Genomic DNA, 22,425 nt, shown 5'->3' on the forward strand with positions numbered 1-22,425 from the left:
CAGCAGGGACCGGTGCAGCGTCGCGCCTGGCGGGCAGACCCGTCAAGCACAGTGGCGCGGCAAATGGCCGTAACAGCGACCAGGCGCTAGACTGGCGCCCTCCGTCCGTCTCAAGGCACCTCGCCATGACCCGCCCGAGCTGCGAAATCTGGTACGACCCGGCAATGCCGTACGTCGAGAGCCGCCGCGCTTGCCATAGCCGCGCCTGCTACAAGGCTCATAGCCATCCCAGCTTTTCCATCGGCGCAGTGGATGCCGGCAGCAGCCGCTTCACCGGCGCCGCCAGCGGTGAGGAGCGCTTGACGCCGGGTACCCTGGTGTTCGTGCCGGCGCAGCGGGTGCATGCCTGCAACCCGCAACCGGGTCAGGCCTGGAGTTACCAGATGCTGCACCTGGATGCCGAGTGGCTGCGTCAGCTACGCCTCGAATCCGGCGTTGCCGCAGGCGAGCCCGGTGCCGTGGCCCGGGTCACTCGCTCACAGGCGCTGTACCTGCAGTTCTGCGCGCTGAACAGGTTGCTGTTTTCACCGGCGGCAACCTTCGAGAAAGAGGCTGCGTTGGTGGCCTTCATCGGCGAACATGATTTCTCCATGCACCCGGCCTTGCTGGCGGCGCCACCATTGCCGCCGTCGACACTGCGCGAACTGTTGGACCACGCACAGGAGCAGGACCTGGCCGAACTGAGCCTGGAGCGCCTGGCGCGCCAAGCCGGCATGGGGCGCTACCAGTTAATACGGGCGTTCAGCGTCGCTACCGGCATGACCCCTCACGCCTGCCTGCTCAACGCGCGGGTGAACAAAGCCCGGAGTCTGTTGCGCCAGGGCCAGGCGCTCGCGGAGGTGGCCTATAACTTGGGCTTTGCCGACCAGAGCCACTTCCAGCGGGTGTTCAAGGCGCATGTCGGGGTGGCGCCTGGGGCCTACCGGGCGGCACTGAAGCACTGACATCACCGCACAGCGGCCCCCTGCAATAATCTTCAATACTCCACCCATCACCAGCAACAGACTGCGGCTACCTCCACCAGGAAGCCCGCCCCCATGCAACTGTTCATGCTCGTCGCCACCGCCCACTTCCTCGCCCTGCTATCACCCGGCCCGGACTTTTTCCTGGTGGCCCGCACCTCGGCCAGCGCCGGCTGGCGGCTCGCCAGTGGCGCCTGTGCCGGGATCGCCCTGGCCAACGGCATGTTCATCTGTGCGGCGTTTACCGGGGTGTCCTTTTTACGCGATGGCGGCCCTCTGTTCGTCACCCTCCAGCTGGCCGGCTGTGGCTACCTGCTCTACCTCGGCCAACTGTTCCTGCGCCATGCCGGGCAAGCAACCCTGACGCACAGCGAACCTGGCGTGGCAAGGTCTGCGCGTGGCTGGCTGAACAGTTTGGGCATGGGCTTCGCCTCGGGCATCCTCAACCCGAAGAACGCACTGTTCTATGCAAGCCTGGCGAGCATGATCGCCAGCAGCGGTACCTGGGCCAAGCTGGGCTATGGCATCTGGATGTTCGCCATCGTCCTGGCCTGGGACCTGGCGGTTGCCGTGGCCATCGGCAACCCGCGGGTACTGCGCCGCTTCGCCCGCGCCCTGCCCTGGCTCGAGCGCGCCTCGGGCTTGATGTTGATCCTGCTGGCCGGCGCTGTTCTCACGCACCTGGCCTGGCGCTGAGCGGCTTAAGGCCATCCAGTTCGAGCAGGCTGAAGTGACCACGGCTCCAGCCGCCGGTGTCCAGGTGCCAGACGTTGCCCAGCACCTTGATCTCCAGCACCGGTGTATGGCCTACCAGCAAGGCGCGCAGGCCCTTGACCGGGCGGCTGTCGCCCTCCTTGAGGCGCCGGCGCGACCACTGGCACACCTCACGCACCTGCAGGTCATCCCCGGCCTGCAGGCTCGCACAGAGCTGCGCCCAGTCGTCGAACGGGCTGTCGGCATGCAGCAGGCCGACCGGCCCGCCCGCCGTGTCGACTTGCAAGGCGATCGGCAGGCGTTCGAACACCTCGACGAACCGCACCTGCTCGGCCTTTGGCAAATCGAGGAACCATCCGCCGCCGGCCGCCCGGTACATGTCCAGGTCGACCCGGCCGCCGCGCAGGTGATTGACCGCCAGCGACTCGTGGTTGCCCTGCACCGCATGGAACCAGGGCTCGGCCAGCCATTGCAGCGCCTGTGCGCTGCCCGGCCCACGGTCGACCAGGTCGCCGACGCTGAACAAACGGTCGACCAGCGGATCGAAACCGACCGCCTCCAGGCATTCACGCAAACGCTTGAAATGCCCATGGATATCGCCCACGGCCAGGTCACGGCCACGGCTGTTGGCGGCGATCCGCCTGAACGCAGTCATTGCATCATTCCTCTGCTTCTTTCCGGCACCGGCGTAAAATAAGCGGGTAAACCGCCCGAACCCGGAGGTGCATCATGCGAACCACCCTGGCCAGTGCCGTGCTGATGGTGCTGGCACTAGACAGCATGGCACAGGGCGCCTCGACCGCGCAGGTCGAGGTGCGTTTCGAGCACCCCGAGAAATTCCGCGATGCCAGCCTCGACAATCGGGCCTACCCTCGCAGCGCCGACCCGCAGGTGCTGAAAGTCCTCACCCTGCACCTGCAGAAACTCGGCCAGCGCTACTTGCGGCCCGGCCAGCAACTGGTCATCGACATCCGCGACATCGACCTGGCCGGCCAGTTCGAGCCCTGGCACAGCCAGGCCTACGATGTGCGCTTCATGCGCGAAGTCACCTGGCCCAGCATCGACCTCGACTACACCCTGCAGCAGCCCGGCCAGCCCGCGCTCAAGGCCCAGGAGCACCTGAGCGACAAGATGTACCTCAGCCGCCCAGGCCGCCTGGGCAACAACGACCGGCTGTATGCGGAGAAGGCCATGCTCGGCGACTGGTTTCGCCAGCGCTTCGCCCAGCCGCCCTCTTGAGCGTCACCACGCCAGACGGCGCAAGGCGATGGGTGCGATCAGCCGATGGAACGGTGCCACCGGCAGCATGTACAGGCGGCCAAGCCGATTGTGCGTGCGCACCACGGTGCTCACCAGCACCTCGCAACGGCCCTCGGCCGTCGGGCGTCGCAGCAGGGCGATGTGCACGTCCAGGTGCTGGTCGCGGTCGACCAGCAGCACCTCATCCTCGGTGTTGGCCACCAGGGTGAAAATCCCCACCCGCTCTCCGGGCTGGTAGCTGCCCGGGGCGCGGGCCGGGTCTATGGCGGTCAAGCGTCCCAGGTCCTTGAGGCCGAGCAGCGCGACCAGGCGGTTGCGCAGCACCATCAGCGTGTCGATCCAGCCGGGCATGCTTGTCATCAGGCGTAGGAAGTGCGCCATGGCGGGCCGCCCGTCGTCCGCAATTTCAATCGCCCGGCAATGGCGAAAACCCGCCTTAGCAGCATGCGCTGCGATCAGCGAGTCGGCGGGTATGGTGGCGGCGTGGGTCATTGTGTTTTCGTCCATGAAATCGACACATCGGTACTGGGAGGGAACGGCCGTCGATTGTATCCTCGACTGCCGACGACATGCCAAGGACGGATACTCCATGAAGAGCTGCGCAGTACAGCTGGCTTTGAGCAAAGGCGATGTGGCCGCCAATATCGCCCATCATTTGCACGCCATCGAACAGGCCGCGGCCCTGGGCGCCGAACTGCTGGTGTTCCCCGAACTGTCCTTGACCGGCTACGAACCAACGCTGGCCCGGCAACTGGCCATGCCCGCCGACTCGCCGCAACTGGTACCGCTGCAAGCCGCGTGCGATCGCTTCGGCGTAACGGCGGCGGTCGGCCTGCCGATGCCGACCATGGCCGGCGTGCGCATCGGCATGCTGGTATTGCGCCCGAGGCTGGCGCCGCTGGTGTATGCCAAGCAGCGCCTGCATGACGACGAACTGGACTACTTCGTACCCGGCAGCACCTCGCTGGTGTTCGCCGCCGGCAGCCACCAGGTGGCGCCGGCCATCTGCTATGAATCGATGTTCCTCGAGCACGCCGCGCACGCACAGGCCCAGGGCGCCGACCTTTACCTGGTCAGCGTGGTCAAGACCGAGGAAGGCATCCGCGCAGGGGCTGCGCACTACCCGCAGGTTGCCCGGCGGCTGCGCATGCCGGTGATCATGAGCAACTGCGTCGGCCCTGCGGACATTTACGTGGGGGCCGGGCAGTCCGCGGCCTGGGATGCCGAAGGAAACCTGCTGGCCTGCCTCGGTGATACAGCGCCAGGCCTGCTGCTGCTCGACACGGCGACTGGCACTGCCCAGGCATGGCCACTGGAGCTGGGCGCATGAAGTATGCGCTGGTGATCCTGGCCAGTTATGCCAGCGTCTGGTACCTGGTGGGCACCCTGATTCGCGGGCGCCTGGCCGATATCGCCGAAGGCCTGCGCCATCGCCCGGACGCCCCGCCTGCGGGGCAGTACCTGCGCGAAGTCGAAGCCCACGCCCGCCGCGCCCACCGCCACTACAGCCTGTTTGCCGGCACCGTGCTGGCGCTGGTGTTGACGGTATTCTGTGCCTGGCTCAGCTGACGCCTAGGCTCTGGCGCCCCTCCAGCGCCAGCAGATACTGCTTGGCCGGCAAGCCACCGGCGAAACCAGTGAGACTGCCCGAGGCCCCGATCACCCGGTGGCAGGGCGCGATGATCGAGATCGGGTTGCGGCCGTTGGCCGCGCCCACCGCCCGAACCGCATCGGGCTTGCCGATCTGCCGGGCGATCTGGCCGTAGCTACGGGTCTCGCCGAAGGGAATGCTCAACAGCGCCGCCCACACCTCACGCTGGAACGCGGTCCCGGCAAAGTCCAGGTCCAGCTCGAAGCGCTGGCGTTGCCCGGCGAAGTACTCGCCCAGCTGGCGGGCGGTCTCGCGCAGCACGCCGTGCTGGTCGTCGCGGTGCAGCTCGCCGAGGCGTACCCGGTTGTCCCGCTCATGCTCCCACAGCACGGCGGCCAGCCGCTCGCCCCGCGCCACCAGGGTCAGGGTGCCGACAGGCGATTGCATGAGGGTGAAGGCACAGGACATGGCAGGCTCCGGCAGGATGACGTTCGCTGCACTGTACCCATCGCGGCGCGGCCACGCATCCGCTTTCTTGCCCAGCCATCGCCACTGGCCAGTCCGCAGCGCCGCCCCGTACACTGAGGCGCCACTCGTTTTTCAAAGGACGGAAACACAGTGAACGACGCCTCGCCCGACATCGTCATCGAACGCTTTGCCGAGCAGCACCTGCACGGTATCACCGCGCTCTACAACGAACCCGCGGTGTGCCGCCAGGTGCTGCAGATGCCCTATCAGGGCGTCGAAGTGTGGCGCGAGCGCCTGGCCGCCTACCATGACCGACAAATCCGCCTGGTGGCGGTGCACCAAGGCCAGGTGATCGGCAATATCGGCCTCGACCAGAGCACACGCATCCGCCAGGCGCACCTGGGCGAACTGCTGATGGGCGTTGCCCAGGCCTGGCAAGGCAAGGGCGTCGGCTCACGGCTGATGACGGCCATCCTCGACATTGCCGACAACTGGATGAACCTGCGCCGGGTCCAGCTCACCGTCTACGCCGACAACGAACCGGCACTGGCGCTGTATCGCAAGTTCGGCTTCGAGGTCGAAGGCCGGTTGCGCGACTACGGTGTGCGCGATGGGGTGTTTGTCGACGCGCTGTGCATGGCGCGGTTGCGTCAGTCGTAGAACACCATGCCTGCATAAGGTTTCACCCGGCAGGCCGCCAGCCGCGATTGCAGATCGCCGACATGCGCTTCGAGCTGGTGGCCATCCGGGTCGAGAAAGTACAGCGAGTCTCCCTCGCTGCTGTCCTGCTTCCACAGGCGCACGTCGTGCTCGCGCAAGCGCTGGGCGAAGGCCGCGAAGTCGCCCTGGCAAATGGAAAACGCGTAGTGCGTGTACGTGCGCTGCATGTCGCCCGCCTCTACCTGATCGACCGACAGGCACAGCCACAGCTCGCCCAGGCTCAGATAGGCACCCCGCTCCCACCGAGCACTGAGCCTGAAGCCCAGTACCTGCTGGTAGAACACGATGCTGTCGGCGAGGTTGGAGACGGCCAGGGTGAGATGGTTGAATCCGTTCAACATGAGAATCGTCCGAAGTGAAGTAGGACAAGAGCGTTTCGCGGGACGAGGCAAACGGCAGCGTCCCGCGAAGCGCCGATCATACCCTCGAACACATCAGCGCGGCATCGAGCAGGCGCCCCTTGTCATACCAGGCATCGCGTTGATAGGCGGAGTATTGTTGCCGCCCAGGGGAGCCCTGGACCTTCACCAGGCCGTCGGCCTTGTTCGGATCAAGGCTGGCGACAAACAGCTCGAGGGCGTCCTGGTTCTGCACGATAAAGGTCGTCGCGTTTGCGGGAAGCTCGGCTTTGACGCAGTTCAGGTAATCCGGCGGGGCTTTCGCGGTCACGCCGAAGGTGTTGTCGCGCCCGGCCCGGATATCGGGATCATGCGCGCAACCGGCCAGCAGCAGGCTGGCGGCCAATGCCATCATCAAGCGATTCATACAGACTCCAACCACCCCAGCAGGATGCCCTGGACAGAGTCACACAGCCACCACCCTTTTTAATAGTCTGCTTACGATCTACAAGCCTAGCCCCGGAGTGACGGGTGCGGTATGCCGGTTCGCTATATCGCCTGGGTGGGCCGGTCGATCCGGTAGAGCACGTGGGGTCGCAACGGATTGCCTTCAGGCACCGTCACGTCGAGGAAGTCCTCCTGCGGATCCGAACGCATGCCCAGCCTCTGCATCAATGCCCTGGAGGGTGTGTTGATGCTCGAGGTGTAACCGATGACCTGAAGCAACCCAAGGGTCGACCACGCGTAGGCCAGGCACGCGCTGGCCGCCTCGAATGCGTAGCCCTTGCGCCAGTGTTCACGCCCGAGGATCCAGCCGATTTCGACATGCGGGCCGCCCGGTATCTCGTCCCCGGTCGAGGACAAGCCAAGCCCGCCGATAAACGCGCCATCCTCCTTGCGCTCGACCGCGACAAAGCCGAAACCGTGCGTTTGCAGGTGCCGATCGCACTCGGCAAGCATCGTGCAGGTTTCAGCGGGCGTCAGTATTGCCGGGTAGTAGTAGCGCCTGACTTCGGGGTCGGCGTTGACGAGGGCAAAGGCTTCGATGTCCCGCTCTGCCCAAGGGCGCAGGACAAGACGAGGAGTCTCGATGAACATGGGTAAGGCGCAGCTCCCTTCTACCAGACATGACCGACATCGCCTTGCGATGCCAGTGAGGCATGGGAATCTAGCACATGCGCATGACCGCGGAACTCCGGCCCTCAATCGACCGGAGCCCGGACAGGTCAATCAATCGCGATCAAGGTTTGCCGAACACATAGAAGCTCAGGTTGGCCGAGCTCTTGCCCGCGGCGAACAAACCGCGCAGATTGTTCATCGAAACGCTGCGAATGTTGAAGGTCTCCTGGGTGGAGTAGCTGTCATCGATGCTGACGTACTGCAGGTTCTTGTCACTGCCACCGGAATAGTCCAGGCGAACCATGAAGGTGCCCGCGCCGACAGTGGTCCTGAGGATGAAGGATTTGTACTGCTGGATCTGCGCTTCGACGAAGTTAGCGCCGGCCCGCTCACCTTCCTTGCCCTTAACATCGCAACGACCGCTGCTCAGGTAGGTATAGCCTGGGGGTACCTGGACATCGGCGGCCAGTTCCTCTTTGAAAGCCTGTTGCTGTGTCATGACTCATGCTCCTTATGAGTAAGATTTACGTACAGCACTGGTGAGTCTACAAGCGCCCGGCAAGTCGGCGCTGCTGGCGGACAAGCGGAGCACGCGAACGAGCACGCAAACAAAAATAGCCCCCCGAACGAATGCAATCCTCACAGATGCCCGATCTCCCGCCCAGACGAATTCCCGAGCACTCTGTGCCCGGCCCCGATTCTGGGGACGTGTCCCCAAGCGTGGGATCAGGCACTGGCCTGTAAGAATACGAAAACCGCCACCACATCCAAGGCCAGCACGGCGGCCACCACGAAGCTCATGAAATAGAGGTCATCCTGGAACATGTCTGCACTCCCGCCTGGTGGGTTTGCTTGACTCAAGCAACTCCCATTCCAGCCTGCCCGCTTCAAGACCATGTCCATTGGTCAGACGTGGAGGGTCTATCGCGCAAAAAGGCGCTTACTGATCACTTACTCCGGCTCTACGCAAGGATGCCAATCGAGGTGTGCCCCGATGAGACGCATCCAGAAAATCGTCCAGCAGCGCCGTCGGCAGTTGCATGTACACCTGCCGCCCAGCGAATTGAATGCGTCGAGTTGTGACGATGGATCCAGAATTGCGAAACCGGCACGGCCGCCGCAAAAGCGCCAAACAATAAGTGATGCTAGGCTCCAGCGAACCTGGCCACCCAAGGTAGTGGAAATGAGCTTCGACTGGCACGCTGGACCTATCACCCGCACGACCCTGCTCGACAAGAACTACCGTAATACGCAGAAGGTCCGGCAGTTCCTGCTCGGTGAATGCGGCGCGGCGTTCAAGTTCGATCGGACCTTCATGGCCTGGATCAAGAGCGGAGCACCCTCCACCATGGGGGATGTCGCGGATGAATGGATGCGTACGCGCAGTTGACCGCCGGACGACTGTACTCCCCGGGGGATGTCTTTCAGACGAAAAAGGTCGCCCTGCGGTTTCAGTTTGGCTTAGTTTCTGTGCTCGGGCAGCGCCCCCATTGACTCCAGAACCTGCCTGCCTATCGCCTCTCTCTTGGGAGCATCGGCCATCCTCTTCGGGGTATCGATGTTCAGGGCAAAGATTACAGGGCCGTCAGGGAACTCAACCCAGCCTACCCACCATCCGATCTGGCCTCCCAGCCCGGTTTTCGCCCGCATGATCCAGTCTCGACCGGCACCCACGATAAGGACATCCTTTGTCAGCAACTGATGTTCCAACTTGAACGGCAGTTGGTTTCGATAAAGGCTTTCCAGGAAGTGGACTTGCTCCCGAGCCGAAACCTTGAGACCGCCATTGATCCAATAGTCGCGCTGTTTGACAGTAGGATCCGCATTGCCGTAGTGAATGAGGCTGAGATATCGCGCCGCTTCTCTCGAACCTATTTTTTCCGCAAATCCTCTATAAACCCAGACCGCTGAGTTTCTCATTGCCGATCTTAGATTCTGATCAGCATTGTGGGTAGGAATCTCATTTACCGTTCCGTCCCACTTGAAAACCTGAAACTCGTCCGAAACGGCGCCGGCATCAAGCGCAAAGAGGGTGTGGGGAATCTTGAATGTCGAGGCCGGTGTGAACCTAACATCAGAGCGATCCGGGTTATAAACATAGGTTACAGCCCCTCGCCCCCGCATATCTTTCACCACCATGGTTCCAACGGTGTCTTGCGCGTCGAAGAAATCTTTCCACTCTGGCTTTTCAACCAGGTCAGAGGAGGAAGCAGCGACTGCTGTCCCCATGCAGATGGAGAGCAGTGCAATCCCAGCTAGAGCTCCCATACGATTCAACATGCGGCTTCATTCCTCAAAACAGAAAATGAAACCACACAGCCATTGATTTATAAAGGTTTTTTAAAATATGGTCGCCCCGAGCTCCCTGAGTACCTTGTAAATCAGGCCACCTGTTCGGGCCTGATCGCAGGCCGACGCCAGCTCTCTATCCGTGTCGATAGACACACATCCAGCGACCGCTGCTACCTGATTTTCAATGCAGCATGAACACGGATCAAGGCTTGTAGCGCAGAGCCTAGATGTAGTTGTCGTATCTATTCAACAGAATGTTATCCATCTGACGGAGACTTAGAGGTCTTCCCAGATCGGCTTCGAACACATCCTTTGCGTTGAGATAGATGCGTACGTACTCAGGATAATTTTTCGCGGATCTGGAGGTGGTGAACGCAAATACCCATCCTTCCTCTTCCGCCACCCACTTCAGCGCAGTACGTGCTCGAGAATCCATCATTGGAAAGTGGTTAGGCCTGTGAAAGTGAAGGTACTTTGAAGCGAAGCTGCTGCAATCTCTCTGGGTGTAACCGGTAATCGCGCTGCAGAGGAAAGCGTGCGCCTTGTGTACTTCTGTGGAGGTCGAGCGCGAAATGGTACCGTCTTGAGGAAGAAAATCCAGCACCTCCTCCAAGCCTGACTTGGAAATAGCATCTGCCAATCCATGGAAGAAGTCTGCAGACGACAAACGCTCGCCTTTGATGGTTCGACGTTCAGCGGAAGCTGCGAGGCTCCTGCCAATGATCAACGCCTTGGATGCAATCTGGTCTCGGTCAGTGTTGCTGGGGTTATCGCTCACGAATTGATACAGCATACGATTTGCAGGGATGAAGATTCCGCACCCTTCGTGCGTGCCAACAAAGCTATCGGTCAAGTATTCCCTGGATCTTGTTACAGTCAGCATGCGCGTCTCCTTGCGGGGAGTCATACGATACCGTACCTGCGTGATTGATCAATCCAAACCCACTCGCTCAACCGCCAAAGGCTCCAGACCCTTGAGCTGGTCCAGCGCGGCGAAGCGCTCGGCATCCAGCCTGCAATCGCGGAACAGCTTGCCGCGCACTGGTCCCGGCGCAGCCTCCTGGAGCGCACCGCAACGATCCAGCGAATCATCGCAGACCACCCGCCTGCAGACCGGCGAAGACAAAGTATCACCGGGTGGTGTTGCTGATTGACCGAGCGCTCAACGCCTTGAGACAGGCGCGGTGCTTGGCCAACTTGAGGCGAATGGCTTCTAAGTCGGCCTACCCTTTATGCCCATCTATGTTCCAGCCAAGCAAAGGTGGGCTGTGGATCAACGAGCCAAGTGTTACAATCCGCCGATTCAAATCAGCGCTCATGGCGCTGGATATCCGTGAGCGCCGGCAGTACGACACCCGCCACACCTACGCAACCCTGTGCCTGATGGCTGGGATGGACCTATGCGTTCATCGCGAACCAGCTCGGCCATGGCGTCGAGATGTTGCCCTCTACCTACGCGAAATGGATCAGCTCCTCCTCGGACTGGAGGGAGCTGGAGAAGCTGCTGCCCCGAGTCGAACTGGCCCAAGATTGGCCCAAGACTGATGACAGGGCCTAAATACACCTCTGGAACCCCCGCAGGACAAGCACTTGATTTCTACCGCCAATATCACCATGCAGTTCGGCTCCAAGCCCCTGTTCGAAAACGTCTCGGTCAAATTCAACAACGGCAACCGCTATGGCCTGATCGGCGCCAACGGTTGCGGCAAGTCGACCTTCATGAAGATCCTCGGCGGCGACCTTGAGCCGTCCGGCGGCCAGGTGATGCTCGAGCCCAACACCCGCCTGGGCAAGCTGCGCCAGGACCAGTTCGCCTATGAAGAATTCACCGTGATCGACACCGTGATCATGGGCCACGAGCAGCTGTGGAAGGTCAAGGCCGAGCGCGATCGCATCTACTCGCTGCCGGAAATGACCGAGGAAGACGGCATGGCCGTCGCCGAGCTGGAAACCGAGTTCGCCGAGATGGACGGCTACACCGCCGAATCCCGCGCCGGCGAACTGCTGCTGGGCCTGGGCATTCCCCTGGAACAGCACTTCGGCCCGATGAGCGAAGTGGCGCCAGGCTGGAAACTGCGCGTGCTGCTGGCCCAGGCGCTGTTCTCCGACCCGGACGTGCTGCTGCTCGACGAGCCGACCAACCACCTGGACATCAACACCATTCGCTGGCTGGAAACGATCCTCACGGCGCGTAACAGCACCATGATCATCATTTCCCACGACCGTCACTTCCTCAACAGCGTCTGCACCCACATGGCCGACCTGGACTACGGTGAACTGCGCCTGTTCCCGGGCAACTACGACGAATACATGACCGCGGCCACCCAGTCGCGCGAGCAACTGCTGTCGGACAACGCCAAGAAGAAAGCCCAGATCGCCGAGCTGCAGACCTTCGTCAGCCGCTTCTCGGCCAACGCCTCCAAGGCCAAGCAGGCCACCTCGCGCGCCAAGCAGATCGACAAGATCCAGCTGGCCGAGGTCAAGCCATCGAGCCGTGTCAGCCCGTTCATCCGCTTCGAGCAGACGAAAAAGCTGCACCGCCAGGCGGTGATCGTCGAGAAAATGGCCAAGGCCTTCGACGACAAGGTGCTGTTCAAGGACTTCAGCTTCACCATCGAAGCCGGCGAGCGCGTGGCGATCATCGGCCCAAACGGTATCGGCAAGACCACCCTGCTGCGCACCCTGGTCGGCGAGATGAAGCCGGACGCTGGCGCGGTGAAGTGGACCGACAGCGCCGAAGTGGGCTACTACGCCCAGGACCACGCCCACGATTTCGAGGACGACGTGACGCTGTTCGACTGGATGGGCCAGTGGACCAGCGGCGAGCAAGTGATCCGCGGCACCCTGGGGCGCATGCTGTTCTCCAACGACGAGATCCTCAAGTCGGTGAAGGTGATCTCCGGTGGTGAACAGGGCCGCATGCTGTTCGGCAAGCTGATCCTGCAAAAGCCCAACGTACTGGTGATGGACGAACCGACCAACCACCTGGACATGGAGTCGATCGAGGCGCTGAACCTGGCGCTGGAAAACTACCCGGGCACCCTGCTGTTCGTCAGCCACGACCGTGAGTTCGTGTCGTCGCTGGCCACCCGCATCATCGAGCTGACGCCCGAAGGCGTGGTGGACTTCAGCGGCACCTATGACGACTACCTGCGCAGCCAGGGTGTGGTGGTCTGATCCAGCGCTGAGTGATCTTCATCGCGGGGCAAGCCCGCTTCTGCAATGCCTTCGCGGCATTCGCAGGAGCGGGCTTGCCCCGCGCTGCGTTTAATTAGTTAGCCTGCTTCCTTTTCCCTCGCGCCGCAGCCATGATGGGCACAGCCCCACCGCCCGCCCGCGAACGAGCCCATGACAGCCCCTCACGCTTCCAGTGTCACCCTGCAGATCCTCTCGATCGTCTTCTACACCTTCATCGCTTTCCTCTGCATCGGCCTGCCGATCGCGGTGCTGCCTGGCCATGTGCACGATCAACTGGGCTTCGGCGCGGTGATCGCCGGCCTGACCATCGGCCTGCAGTACCTGGCCACCCTGCTCAGCCGGCCTTTTGCAGGGCGGGTGGCGGACACCCTGGGCGGCAAGCGCGCCATCCGCTATGGCCTGTACGGCATCGCCGGTTGCGGCGTGCTGACCCTGCTTTCAGCCTGGACCCTCGCCCTGCCCTGGCTGAGCCTGGCGCTGCTGTTGGGCGGCCGACTGCTGCTGGGGATCGCCCAGGGGCTGATCGGCGTCGCGACCTTGAGCTGGGGGATCGGCCAGGTGGGGCCGGAACATACCGCCCGGGTCATTTCCTGGAACGGCATCGCCTCCTATGGCGCCATCGCGATAGGCGCGCCGGCCGGCGTGCTGCTGGTGGACAGCCTGAGCTTCGCCGTGCTCGGCCCGGCGCTGTTGCTGCTGGCGCTATCGGCCCTGCTGGTGCTGCGCACGCGCCCCGAGGTCGTGGTAGCCGGCGGGGAACGGTTGCCGTTCTGGTCGGCGTTCGGGCGGGTGGCGCCTTGCGGCCTGGGGCTGACCCTGGCATCGATCGGCTACGGCACCCTGACCACCTTCGTCACCCTGTACTATCTGGAGCGCGGCTGGGTCGGCGCAGCCTGGTGCCTGAGCGCCTTCGGCCTGTGCTTCATCCTGTCGCGGCTGCTGTTCGTCAACGCGGTCAACCGCTTCGGCGGCTACAACGTGGCCATCGCCTGCATGACCACCGAGGTCCTGGGCTTGACCATGCTGTGGCTGGCGCCCTCGCCGCTGTGGGCGATGCTCGGCGCCGGGCTGACTGGCTTCGGCCTGTCGCTGGTGTACCCGGCCCTGGGAGTCGAGGCAATCCGCCAGGTACCCAGCAGCAGCCGTGGCGCCGGGCTGGGCGCCTACGCGGTGTTCTTCGACCTGGCGCTGGCTGTCGCCGGCCCGGTGATGGGCGCGGTGGCAGTACACCTGGGGTATGCCTCGATCTTCGCCGTCGCCGCCCTGCTCGCCCTGTCAGGGGTGGGCCTGACCCTGTTGCTGGCCCGCCGCGGCTGAACGTTCGGCGGGCTCCGGTGCGCCCAGTGCCTGGCTGAAGAAGGCGGTAGTCTCGCTGCGCAGCGAGCGATGGATATGTCGACGGTCGACACCCTCGGCGTCCTTGCACAGTACCGGCATGCGCAGGTGTTGCTCGTCGTCGCAGGGGGCCATGAACACGAAGTGCCCGGCACCGGCCAGCAGGCGGTAGTCAGGTGTTACCGGCAGCTTGCGCGCCAGGGCATCGGCGTTGTGCTCCAGGGCCAGTAATTGGTCGTTGTCGCCGCTGTAGATCAGCGCCGGCACCTGCACGCCGGCCAGGGCGTGGCGACCGAACATCAGGCTCAGCGGCGCCATCAGCATCACCGCGCCCACCCTGGCGTCGGCGCGGGGCGCCAGTTCACTGTGGTCGGCGATCAGCACGCCATGGGTCTTGCAGGCGTCGGCGTCACCTGGGCGTTGCTCGCAGTAGCGGCGCAGGCGTTCAAGGTCGGGCCGCGCGCCAGAAAGGATCAGCGCGGTCTCGCCACCGGCGGAATAGCCAATCACCCCGACCTTGCCATCATTCAGGTACGGCGCGAGCAGTCTGTCGTTTCGCGCCGCTGTGATCGCGGCGCTGATCTGCAGCGGCCGGCCATAGAGGTTGCTGAGGGTGCCCAGGCGGCTATGGTCGCGGTTGTTGTCGCCGGGATGGACCACCGCCACCACCACGAAGCCCTGTCGGGCCAGGCCGTTGGCCAGGTCATGCAGGGCCATCGGGCTGCCGGTGTTTCCATGGGAGATCACCAGCAGCGGGAACTGGCCCATGGCTACCGGTGCCTCTTCGGCGACACGGGTCTGGTAGCCCTCGATGCGTACCGGGCGCGCCTCGCCGCTGGAGGGGTAGAACGCCAGGGCCTGCATGGGCTTTGCGTCCACCGGGTCGACCAGGGTCAGCCGGTGCAATCCGGCCACCCACGGCGCTGCATCGGCGCGGGCCAATAGGCCGCCCAGCAGGAATAGCGCCATCAGCAGGCTGCTTCGCTTCATCGCAGGGCGCTCCCAGGTTCAAGGCACTGCGCGGTACACGGGTATGGATGCCAGCATAGAACCCGGTGCGCTGGCGGCACATGAAAACTGGATGAAAAAAAGCCGGCTGGCGCACGAGGCGACAGCCGGCTTTGAATCGGTGGCAACAATCAGGCAGCGGCGAACAGCTCACCTGCGATCTGCGCCTGGGCGGCATCGATGGCCTTGGCGCGGTGCTCAGGGCCATAGGCCAGGCCGTGGGCGCGGACGATTTCCAGGTCGGTGATGCCGATGAAGCCGAGGAACACCTTGAGGAAGTCCTCATGGCCGACACCGGTCGGCTGGCCCTGGTGCAGGCCACCGGCGGTGGACACCAGGATCACTTTCTTGTCACCGCACAGGCCTTGCGGGCCGGCTTCGGTGTAGCGGAAGGTCTGGCCGGCCACCGCCACGCGGTCGATCCAGGCCTTGAGCTGGGTCGGCACGGTGAAGTTGTACATCGGCGCACCGATCACCACCGCGTCGGCGGCGAGGAACTCTGCCAGTGTTTCCGCACTGAGCTTGGCTTCATGAGCCTGTGCGGCATCGCGCATTTCCTCGGGGGTGCCGGCGGCCACGAGGGTGGCGGCGGAGAAGTGGCTGATGGCGTCGCTGGCCAGGTCGCGGTAGACCACCTCGATGCTCGGGTCGGCGGCCCTCCAGGCCTCGACCACTTCGCGGCTCAGCTGGCGGGAGGCGGAATTGTCGCCCAGGATGCTCGAATCGATATGCAACAGTTTCATGGGACTCTCCTGTGAATGAAGACCGCGGCGGTGGGCGATCACGATGTAGAGAATCCTATCGGCACATCGAATAGCTGATAAGTCGGCAAAAACGCGTTAGTTTGTTCCATTGATGGAACAATGAGACTATCAAATGCAAGACCTCAACGATCTCTTCTACTTCGCCCGGGTGGTCGAAGCCGGTGGCTTCGCTGCTGCCGGGCGCCAGCTGGGCATTCCCAAGTCGCGCCTGTCGCGGCGCATCGCCGAGCTGGAAGAGCGTCTTGGCACGCGTTTGCTGCAGCGCACCACCCGGCAACTCAAGCTCACCGCCGTGGGCGAGCGCTACCTGAACCATTGCCAGGCCATGCTGCTGGAGGCGGAGATGGCCGATGAAGTGGTGGCCAGCATGTCCAGCGAGCCCCGCGGCCGGCTGCGCGTCTCGTGCCCCGTGGCCCTGGCCCATGCATTCCTGCCAGATATCATCAGCCGCTTCCTCGCCCAGTACCCCTTGGTGCAACTGGACATGGTGCTGCTCAACCGCCGGGTCGACCTGATCTCCGAAGGCATCGACGTGGCCCTGCGCGTGCGCGACCTGGGCGATGAGGACCCAGCCTTGGTCACCCGACGCCTGCGCCAGGCGCAGATGCAACTGGTGGCCGCACCAGGGTTTGCCGACCATATCCGCGAGCCTGCACAACTGGCGACCCTGCCGGTGCTGGGCGCTGCCGAGGCTGACCGGCTGGTGCATTTTCGCCTGCATGGCCCCAACGGGCGGCAGGAGGAAGTCGCCCTGGAGCCGCGCCTGGCCATCGACGACTTCGTCGTGCGCAATGCCGCGGTACGCGCCGGCCTGGGCTTTACCGCCCTGCCGTCGATGTTCTGCGAGGAGGAACTGGCCCGTGGCGAACTGGTGCGCCTGCTGCCAGACTGGTCGCTGCCTGGCGGCTACCTGCAGGCGGTCTATCCGCATCGGCGCGGCCTGCTTCCAGCAGTACGCGCATGGATCGATCACCTGGCAACCTCGTTCGAGGCCTGTGGAGAGCGTTATGTCTGAGAAAAGGATGACCGAGGAGCAAGTGGCGGCGCTGTGCCTGGCCCTGCCGGGCGCTCAGGAAGACTACAAGTGGGGTGGCATCCGTGTGTTCTCGGTGGCCGGCAACAAGATGTTCGCCGTGCAGGACCTGGGCGGCGCGGGCCTGTCGTTCAAGGTGGCCGACGAGCTGTTCCTGGGTTATTGCGACCGCCCCGGAATCCGCCCGGCCCCGTACCTGGCACGGGCAAAGTGGATCAGCATGCTGCCGCCCTATCCCATGGGCCGCGACGAGCTGAGCGACCTGCTGCGCCGCTCGCACCAACTGGTGGTGCGACGCTTGCCCAGGCGCCAGCAGGTTGGGTTGCTGCTGGGGACAGCGGACGCCTAGGCTTCAACCCGGTAATGGCGGCCCTTTGAGCTCGATCCGGTTGCCGTCCGGGTCGAAGCAGTACAGCGACATGCCCTCACCTTCGGCTCCGTAACGCTTCTCGGCAGCCTCCACCCTGACACCGGCCTCGTGCAACAGCGCGCTCAGCGCCTGTTCCTCGAACGGCTCGATGCGCAGGCAGACATGATCGACATTATGCCCACACTGGCCGGGCGCCTCGCCGCCCTGGCGCCCCAGCGGGCCGTCGACCGCCACCAGGTCGATCAGGCCGTCACCGGCGCCAAGGTGGATCATCCCCAGTGTGTCCCGACGCTTGCGCACCGGGCAGCCGAGCAGCTCGTGATAGAAAGCCAGGCTGCGGGTCAGGTCGCTGACGCGCAGGACGACATGGTCGATGCGTAGTATGGCGAAAGCTGGCATGGCGAAGCTCCACGATCAGGCTTTGCCTAGACCATAGCAGCCGACCTGCGAAGACACCCTAGGCCATTGGCGTCAATGACCGACGGTGGGTACAGCACAGCCTTTGTGGGGCAAAAGACCGTGGGCGTGTCAGCCATTGCCCTGGTGGCAGCAGCAATCATGTACCGCTCCAGGCGCCGCTAACTGCCCTTGAATGGCCGCTCCCACTTTTGGAATGCGACCATGCACCACAGCGAACCGCCCTACCACCAGGAACAGATCCTGCGCAGCCTGCCGGGCTGGACCAGGCACCTGCACCCCCACCACGTCAGCAGACTGCTGCGGCGCGCCCACCGCGAGCATATCCAGCAAGACGGGCAGCCAGCCCCCTGGTTCGCCCAGGCCCCGGCCGCCCGCCAGGCCGAGTTGCGCCAGGCCATCAAGCAGCGCGCGACGAGCCACCTGGCTCTGGCCAAGGCACTGCAAGACTTGCGCGGTATCACCGAGTTCTGCGAGCCGCTGCTGCAGGCACGACTGGGCAGTCAGGTGGCGGTGACACAGGCCCGGTTCAGGCATCAGCCGTTCACGTCGAGCCTGGGTGGCGAATTCCCCGACCCGGACGCGTCCCATCATGCCCCAAGCACTCCGGCCACGATCGAGGAACCGGCGGGCACCGCCAGTCTCACCAGCCTGCTCGAAGCGGCCCTGCACAATTTCGAGGGCGTGGCCGAGGTCGGCCCTTACAGCAGCCTGCAAGTCAGTGCCGACGACAGCAGTGCTCTACCCGGCCTGAGCACTGCCGCGTTTGTCACCCATTGCCGTCTGCTCGACCTGGGCCGGCGCTACCAGGAGCACCTGCAGGATATCTACGGCGGTCAGCGTAGAACGCTGTTGTGCGCCCTGTGGAGTCAGGCCCGGTGCCATGAGCTCACCGTACAGGCGTTGATCGCACGGATGCGCGGACACCTGACCGACGACGGCCTCCAGGCCGTGCGACAGCTCAGTAGCACCGGTTCGATGCCGCGCTACCGAGGTGCACCGGCCAGGGTAGCGGTGTTGCGCATGCTCGATACCCAGTTGCACGATCTGTTGGTGTTGACATCGAGCGGCCAGTCCACGCCGTCGTGCATCGCCTACTTGCCTTTTGACCATGCGCGACCGGTGCAGGAGTTCGACAACCTGCTGGCCTTCGGCAGGTACTTGCGTCGTCGCTTGCTGGCGCCCGCCTATCGCGAACGCTTCCTGGAGCATGTTGCCCTTAAGGACCGCCCAGGCATGGCGAGCAAGCTCAGGGCCAGACTGTTCGGAGCCACTGCGAGCGGCATGCGCCCGCTGGAAACGCCGTCTCCCGCTTTCGCCGAAACCGAGCCAGGCCTACATCCCTGGCAAGGCCTGCCGGCCACCCCCTTGCTACAGCAGCAGGATCCGCCCGCTCCCATCCGCTTCCCCGCACTGGCGATCCATGAAGTCGCTGTCGGCTTCCCCGTATGGCCGAAGCTGTTCAATGACCACGTACACCGCCTGCGGGAGGACGCCCGCTGCATCGCGGTGCCAACGGAGGACGTCGATGCCAAGGCCCGGCGTGAGCGCCTGGCTTTGTGGCGCGAGCGTGGCCTGAATGTGCTCGGCGTGGCGGCCATGTTCGTTCCCGGACTGGATGTCGCCATGCTGGCCGTGGGCGCAGGCCAGGTCATGGCAAGTATTTTCCACGGCTTCGAAGCCTGGTCCGAAGGTGACAACGCGCAAGCGGTGAACCAGGTCGAGTCGCTTCTGATCAACCTGGGCAGCGTGACCGCCATCGCCGGTGTTACCAAGCTGGCCCAGGCCTGTGGGTTCGTCGATTGGATGCAAAGCCTGTGGCTGGAGGGCCAGGAACTGCTATGGCACCCTGAACTCGAGCATTACCGCAGCCCGGTGGAGTTACCGGCGGGCCTTGAGCCCGACGAGCAAGGCATCTTTCACCATGATGACCGGCATTTCGTCGACCTGGACGGTACGCTCCACGAAATCCGCCGCGGCCTCGAGGGACAATGGCGCGTTGTACACCCTGCCGACCCTCGCGCCTATCAGCCAGCGCTGTACGGCAATGGCAGCGGTGCCTGGCGCATGGCGCACGAGCGACCACAAGACTGGGAGCGGGCAAAACTGATGCGCCGGCTGGGACCGCTTGGCGACGGGCTGACCGACGAGGAGCTGATTGCGGCACTCGACAGCACCGGCCTGGAGCGCGGCGTGCTCGAGCAGATGCACGTCAACGGCCGGCGCGCCCCCGCGCTACTGGAGGACGCCTTGCGGCGACTCAAGGCCGACAGCCTCCATCAAGTCCCGGCCCCGCCGGGTTGCGCTGCGGCGCTGACGATCGGGCGCGTGTTCTCCGGACTGCCCATGCAAGCACTGGAAGAGCTGGTGGCCACCGCCAACGGCGCCGAACGGCAAGCCCTTCTCAGCGGGCGGGTCCCCCTGCGGTTGGCCGAAGAGGCGCGGCTGTTGCAAGCCCGGTGCCGGCTGGACAGGGCGATCCTGGGCTTGTATCGCCCCAGCCTGGCCAATGCCGACAGCCGGCTGATCAGCGACAGCCTGTTGGCCGCACACCCGCAATGGACGCCCGAACAGTGCTATCACGCAGCCCTGGCCAACCGCCCAGCGACCGCACGCATGCTCGGCCAGCAACCGTCACAACCGGGCTGGCACTCACCTTTGCGCCTGAGCGACGGGCGTTACGGCTATCCACTGAGCCCCGGTTTGTTCGCCACGCGGGCAGAGCGCGAGCTGCATGCCCTGTACCCGGGGCTCAACGGTCGCGAGGTGCGCCAGTTACTGGCCACCCTGCGCGTCCGCGCAGGTGTGGCCGAACAGATACAGGCGCTGCGCATCCAGCTGTCCTCGCTGCGCGAACAGCTGCACGCCTGGACCGACAGAGGCACCCAAGACTGGGGTGACGAAGTCGGTGCGGGCTACGCCAGGACCGCAGACCTGCTCGTGCGGGCCTGGCAACGTCTGGACGGCGACATGCTGAGTCTTTCCAATGTCGCCCTCGACGCCCTGCCGATACTCACGGCACGCTTCGACCATATCACCACGCTGTCGCTGGAGAATCTCAATGTGATCGAGATGCCCGCCGACTTCCTGCAGGCCTTCCCGGCACTCAGGCGCGTCGATGTGCGAAACAGCTCCCAGTTGAGCGCCAGCTCGGTGCTGCAGGCATTGCGACACGCCCCACGGTTGCAGGAGCTTCGCTTGAGTGGCACGCGCCTGGGCGCGCTGCCCGCCGTGGCCCATGAGGTACTCCCCACCTTGCAGGACCTGCGCATCCTGGAAATGCCACATCACCAGTTGACGCTCACCTTGCCTGACCTGCGGATGCTCACCGGACTGCCGCTGGAAACGCTGGACCTACGCGCCAATCGTATTGCGCTGGATGCCGACACAGCGGATTTATTCAGTTCGATGCGACCACTGCGCCACTTGCTCCTGAGCAACAACCCCCTCGCCACCAGTCCCAACCTGACCGGCCTGGACAACCTCGCGACCTTGCGCCTGGATAGCAGCCGACTGCGCCTGTGGCCTACTGGGTTGAGCAGCCTGATGCAGCGCAATCCTTGCATGCTGCGGGTGGTGGACCTGAGCAATAACGGCATCGAACAGGTACCGGGGCTGCCCGCCCTGTTGTCCTCTCCCTTCCTGGGTGAACTGTTGGCCAGGCGTGCGTCATACCGCTGGCGGTTCAACGACAACCCGTTGGACGAGACAACCCGCGAAAGCCTGCAGATTGCCGGCGCTTCGGTCGAACAACGTGTCGAGGGGATCGACGGCACCGTGTCACCATGCCGAATCGACTGGTTGCAAAGCGCCAGCCAGCAACAGCGGGCAATGTGGGCAGCGCTATTCGACGCAGACGAGCATGCCAGCCTGCGCCAAGTCGTCGAACAGGCGGGCCTGTCGGCCAGTGCCCATCGCCATCCCCGAGCATTTGCCCGCCAGGTATGGGCACTGCTCGAGCGCGCAAGCGCCAGTACTCGCCTTCGTGCACGCCTGGACGACGTGGCCGATGAGTTCCCGGTGAGCTGTGGCGATGCAGGCGCCGATGGTTTCGGCACCTTGCAGATCGAAGTGATGGCCTACGATGAGTCCGCAGGCGCGGAAGTCGCCACCCCACCACTGTTCCAGTTCTTCCGGCGCCTGTTCCGGCGTGACCAGGTGAACACCTTGGCCCAGGACCTGTTCAACGCCCGCGTAGCTCGGCGAGATGCCCTGCGCGCTCGGGATGCCTGGGCCACCCGGCCGCTGGCCGAGCGTGGCGCCAGGCCCGTGCTGCCAGCCCTGCATCGCTTTGACACCTTGTCCGACGACGTGCTGCACAATGGCGTCGGTGAAGGCCTGGACCTGATCGAGATACGCTTGGCCCTGCGTACCGGCCTGGCCAGGCGCCTGGACTTCCCCGAGCCCCAGCAGGCGATGTTGTACCGCCACACGGCCGAAATCTCGCCGTGGACCGAGGAAGCGGTGTTGGAGGAAGTCGACGCCCGGGACCGGGACGCCGAGGCTCGCCGCCAGTGGATCGCCCGGCAACCAAGTTGGCGACGCCTGCTGCGCCAGGAGAACAGAGCCCGGTTCGAGATGCTCAGAAAACGCTGGGACACCGGCATGGACTACCTTGAGGGCAACGACCTCGACGGCGCGCTCGAAGCACCGGTGATCGAAGCGCTGACCCAGGCCTTGGGTCGCAGCCCGCTGGGCGAGGATGGCCAGCCCCTGCGTGAACCCATCGCCAGCGAGGGTTACGTCGAGGGGATGAACCGCATGGCCCTGGGCCTTGAAGAGGAAGAAGATGCTCTCTACCTGCGCCTGACCCGCCGCCGCGACCCCAACAACTGA

General features: G+C 64.1%; 24 protein-coding genes and 1 pseudogene. 13 read left to right on the plus strand and 12 right to left on the minus strand.

Going from position 1 to position 22,425, the window contains the following annotated elements; translation table 11 throughout:
• Positions 1 to 125 precede the first annotated feature (125 nt).
• Together LU688_RS14945 and LU688_RS14950 are read left to right on the plus strand one after the other, a co-directional pair.
• The gene (locus tag LU688_RS14945; protein WP_094009984.1) at positions 126 to 944 is read left to right on the plus strand and encodes an AraC family transcriptional regulator; all 819 of its coding nucleotides are present in this window, start codon (positions 126 to 128) and stop codon (positions 942 to 944) included.
• Positions 945 to 1,037: 93 nt separating this feature from the next.
• Positions 1,038 to 1,658, plus strand: a complete 621-nt coding sequence (locus tag LU688_RS14950) for a LysE family translocator (protein WP_160291236.1) — start codon at positions 1,038 to 1,040, stop codon at positions 1,656 to 1,658.
• Here the strand turns inward: LU688_RS14950 and LU688_RS14955 are convergent.
• Positions 1,636 to 2,331, minus strand: coding sequence for a metallophosphoesterase (locus LU688_RS14955; protein ID WP_094009986.1), 696 nt, complete (start codon positions 2,329 to 2,331; stop codon positions 1,636 to 1,638). The genes LU688_RS14950 and LU688_RS14955 overlap by 23 nt on opposite strands.
• A gap of 74 nt (positions 2,332 to 2,405) precedes the next feature.
• On the opposite strand from LU688_RS14955, the gene LU688_RS14960 reads away from it, so the two are divergent.
• On the plus strand, positions 2,406 to 2,915 hold the full coding sequence (locus LU688_RS14960; RefSeq protein WP_094009987.1) for a DUF3016 domain-containing protein: 510 nt from the start codon (positions 2,406 to 2,408) through the stop codon (positions 2,913 to 2,915).
• A 3-nt stretch (positions 2,916 to 2,918) separates the two neighbouring features.
• Here LU688_RS14960 and LU688_RS14965 read toward each other — a convergent pair whose 3' ends face one another.
• Positions 2,919 to 3,443, minus strand: a complete 525-nt coding sequence (locus LU688_RS14965; RefSeq protein ID WP_232888138.1) for a DUF2867 domain-containing protein — start codon at positions 3,441 to 3,443, stop codon at positions 2,919 to 2,921.
• An 82-nt stretch (positions 3,444 to 3,525) separates the two neighbouring features.
• Between LU688_RS14965 and LU688_RS14970 the strand changes: the two genes are divergently transcribed.
• Positions 3,526 to 4,266, plus strand: a complete 741-nt coding sequence (locus tag LU688_RS14970) for a carbon-nitrogen hydrolase family protein (RefSeq protein WP_094009988.1) — start codon at positions 3,526 to 3,528, stop codon at positions 4,264 to 4,266.
• The gene (locus tag LU688_RS14975) at positions 4,263 to 4,505 is read left to right on the plus strand and encodes a hypothetical protein (RefSeq protein WP_038706186.1); all 243 of its coding nucleotides are present in this window, start codon (positions 4,263 to 4,265) and stop codon (positions 4,503 to 4,505) included. The genes LU688_RS14970 and LU688_RS14975 overlap by 4 nt, the downstream gene beginning before the upstream one ends.
• Here LU688_RS14975 and LU688_RS14980 read toward each other — a convergent pair.
• The gene (locus LU688_RS14980) at positions 4,498 to 4,995 is read right to left on the minus strand and encodes a methylated-DNA--[protein]-cysteine S-methyltransferase (RefSeq protein WP_094010351.1); all 498 of its coding nucleotides are present in this window, start codon (positions 4,993 to 4,995) and stop codon (positions 4,498 to 4,500) included. The two genes, LU688_RS14975 and LU688_RS14980, sit on opposite strands and share 8 nt — an antisense overlap.
• 150 nt (positions 4,996 to 5,145) lie before the next feature.
• Between LU688_RS14980 and LU688_RS14985 the strand changes: the two genes are divergently transcribed.
• The gene (locus tag LU688_RS14985) at positions 5,146 to 5,655 is read left to right on the plus strand and encodes a GNAT family N-acetyltransferase (protein WP_038706187.1); all 510 of its coding nucleotides are present in this window, start codon (positions 5,146 to 5,148) and stop codon (positions 5,653 to 5,655) included.
• Here LU688_RS14985 and fos read toward each other — a convergent pair.
• The 4 genes from fos to LU688_RS15005 all read right to left on the minus strand — a co-directional run bounded on the left by fos (position 5,646) and on the right by LU688_RS15005 (position 7,671).
• On the minus strand, positions 5,646 to 6,056 hold the full coding sequence (gene fos, locus LU688_RS14990) for a fosfomycin resistance glutathione transferase (RefSeq protein WP_094009989.1): 411 nt from the start codon (positions 6,054 to 6,056) through the stop codon (positions 5,646 to 5,648). The genes LU688_RS14985 and fos overlap by 10 nt on opposite strands.
• 76 nt (positions 6,057 to 6,132) lie before the next feature.
• On the minus strand, positions 6,133 to 6,480 hold the full coding sequence (locus tag LU688_RS14995) for a hypothetical protein (protein WP_023629951.1): 348 nt from the start codon (positions 6,478 to 6,480) through the stop codon (positions 6,133 to 6,135).
• 122 nt (positions 6,481 to 6,602) lie between these two features.
• Entirely contained in the window at positions 6,603 to 7,151 is a 549-nt protein-coding gene (locus tag LU688_RS15000) for a GNAT family N-acetyltransferase (RefSeq protein ID WP_094009990.1), read from the minus strand.
• Between the two features lie 142 nt (positions 7,152 to 7,293).
• Complete coding sequence (locus LU688_RS15005) at positions 7,294 to 7,671, minus strand: hypothetical protein (protein WP_094009991.1); 378 nt, start codon at positions 7,669 to 7,671, stop codon at positions 7,294 to 7,296.
• A 684-nt stretch (positions 7,672 to 8,355) separates the two neighbouring features.
• On the opposite strand from LU688_RS15005, the gene LU688_RS15010 reads away from it, so the two are divergent.
• Positions 8,356 to 8,562 (plus strand): DUF6434 domain-containing protein, encoded by a 207-nt coding sequence (locus LU688_RS15010; protein WP_094009992.1) that lies wholly within the window; start codon positions 8,356 to 8,358, stop codon positions 8,560 to 8,562.
• A gap of 71 nt (positions 8,563 to 8,633) precedes the next feature.
• Here LU688_RS15010 and blaOXA read toward each other — a convergent pair whose 3' ends face one another.
• Together blaOXA and LU688_RS15020 are read right to left on the minus strand one after the other, a co-directional pair.
• Complete coding sequence (blaOXA, locus tag LU688_RS15015; RefSeq protein WP_094009993.1) at positions 8,634 to 9,452, minus strand: class D beta-lactamase; 819 nt, start codon at positions 9,450 to 9,452, stop codon at positions 8,634 to 8,636.
• A gap of 235 nt (positions 9,453 to 9,687) precedes the next feature.
• The gene (locus LU688_RS15020; RefSeq protein ID WP_094009994.1) at positions 9,688 to 10,347 is read right to left on the minus strand and encodes a hypothetical protein; all 660 of its coding nucleotides are present in this window, start codon (positions 10,345 to 10,347) and stop codon (positions 9,688 to 9,690) included.
• Positions 10,348 to 10,601: 254 nt separating this feature from the next.
• On the opposite strand from LU688_RS15020, the pseudogene LU688_RS27785 reads away from it, so the two are divergent.
• From LU688_RS27785 to LU688_RS15035, 3 genes and pseudogenes are all read left to right on the plus strand, one after another.
• Positions 10,602 to 11,022 (plus strand): annotated as a pseudogene (locus tag LU688_RS27785) (site-specific integrase).
• Between the two features lie 32 nt (positions 11,023 to 11,054).
• Positions 11,055 to 12,641 (plus strand): ABC-F family ATPase, encoded by a 1,587-nt coding sequence (locus LU688_RS15030; RefSeq protein WP_023628643.1) that lies wholly within the window; start codon positions 11,055 to 11,057, stop codon positions 12,639 to 12,641.
• Positions 12,642 to 12,812: 171 nt separating this feature from the next.
• Positions 12,813 to 13,979 carry an MFS transporter gene (locus LU688_RS15035; protein ID WP_160291235.1) on the plus strand — a complete coding sequence of 389 codons (1,167 nt, stop codon included), beginning with the start codon at positions 12,813 to 12,815 and terminating at the stop codon, positions 13,977 to 13,979.
• Here the strand turns inward: LU688_RS15035 and LU688_RS15040 are convergent.
• Together LU688_RS15040 and LU688_RS15045 are read right to left on the minus strand one after the other, a co-directional pair.
• Positions 13,938 to 14,987: an alpha/beta hydrolase family protein gene (locus tag LU688_RS15040; protein WP_038706198.1), complete on the minus strand. Its 1,050-nt coding sequence runs from the start codon at positions 14,985 to 14,987 to the stop codon at positions 13,938 to 13,940. The genes LU688_RS15035 and LU688_RS15040 overlap by 42 nt on opposite strands.
• 149 nt (positions 14,988 to 15,136) lie before the next feature.
• A complete protein-coding gene (locus LU688_RS15045; protein WP_160291234.1) occupies positions 15,137 to 15,748 on the minus strand; it encodes an FMN-dependent NADH-azoreductase in 612 nt (203 codons plus the stop codon).
• A gap of 133 nt (positions 15,749 to 15,881) precedes the next feature.
• Between LU688_RS15045 and LU688_RS15050 the strand changes: the two genes are divergently transcribed.
• Both LU688_RS15050 and LU688_RS15055 read left to right on the plus strand, forming a co-directional pair.
• Positions 15,882 to 16,784 (plus strand): LysR substrate-binding domain-containing protein, encoded by a 903-nt coding sequence (locus LU688_RS15050; RefSeq protein ID WP_038706199.1) that lies wholly within the window; start codon positions 15,882 to 15,884, stop codon positions 16,782 to 16,784.
• Positions 16,777 to 17,151 carry an MmcQ/YjbR family DNA-binding protein gene (locus tag LU688_RS15055; protein ID WP_031317135.1) on the plus strand — a complete coding sequence of 125 codons (375 nt, stop codon included), beginning with the start codon at positions 16,777 to 16,779 and terminating at the stop codon, positions 17,149 to 17,151. The genes LU688_RS15050 and LU688_RS15055 overlap by 8 nt, the downstream gene beginning before the upstream one ends.
• Positions 17,152 to 17,154: 3 nt before the next feature.
• Here the strand turns inward: LU688_RS15055 and LU688_RS15060 are convergent, their stop codons facing one another.
• A complete protein-coding gene (locus LU688_RS15060) occupies positions 17,155 to 17,571 on the minus strand; it encodes a VOC family protein (protein ID WP_038706200.1) in 417 nt (138 codons plus the stop codon).
• A 222-nt stretch (positions 17,572 to 17,793) separates the two neighbouring features.
• Between LU688_RS15060 and LU688_RS15065 the strand changes: the two genes are divergently transcribed.
• Positions 17,794 to 22,425, plus strand: a complete 4,632-nt coding sequence (locus tag LU688_RS15065) for a dermonecrotic toxin domain-containing protein (RefSeq protein WP_232888137.1) — start codon at positions 17,794 to 17,796, stop codon at positions 22,423 to 22,425.

The sequence above is a fragment of the Pseudomonas soli genome (assembly GCF_021283165.2).
Lineage (GTDB): Bacteria > Pseudomonadota > Gammaproteobacteria > Pseudomonadales > Pseudomonadaceae > Aquipseudomonas > Aquipseudomonas soli.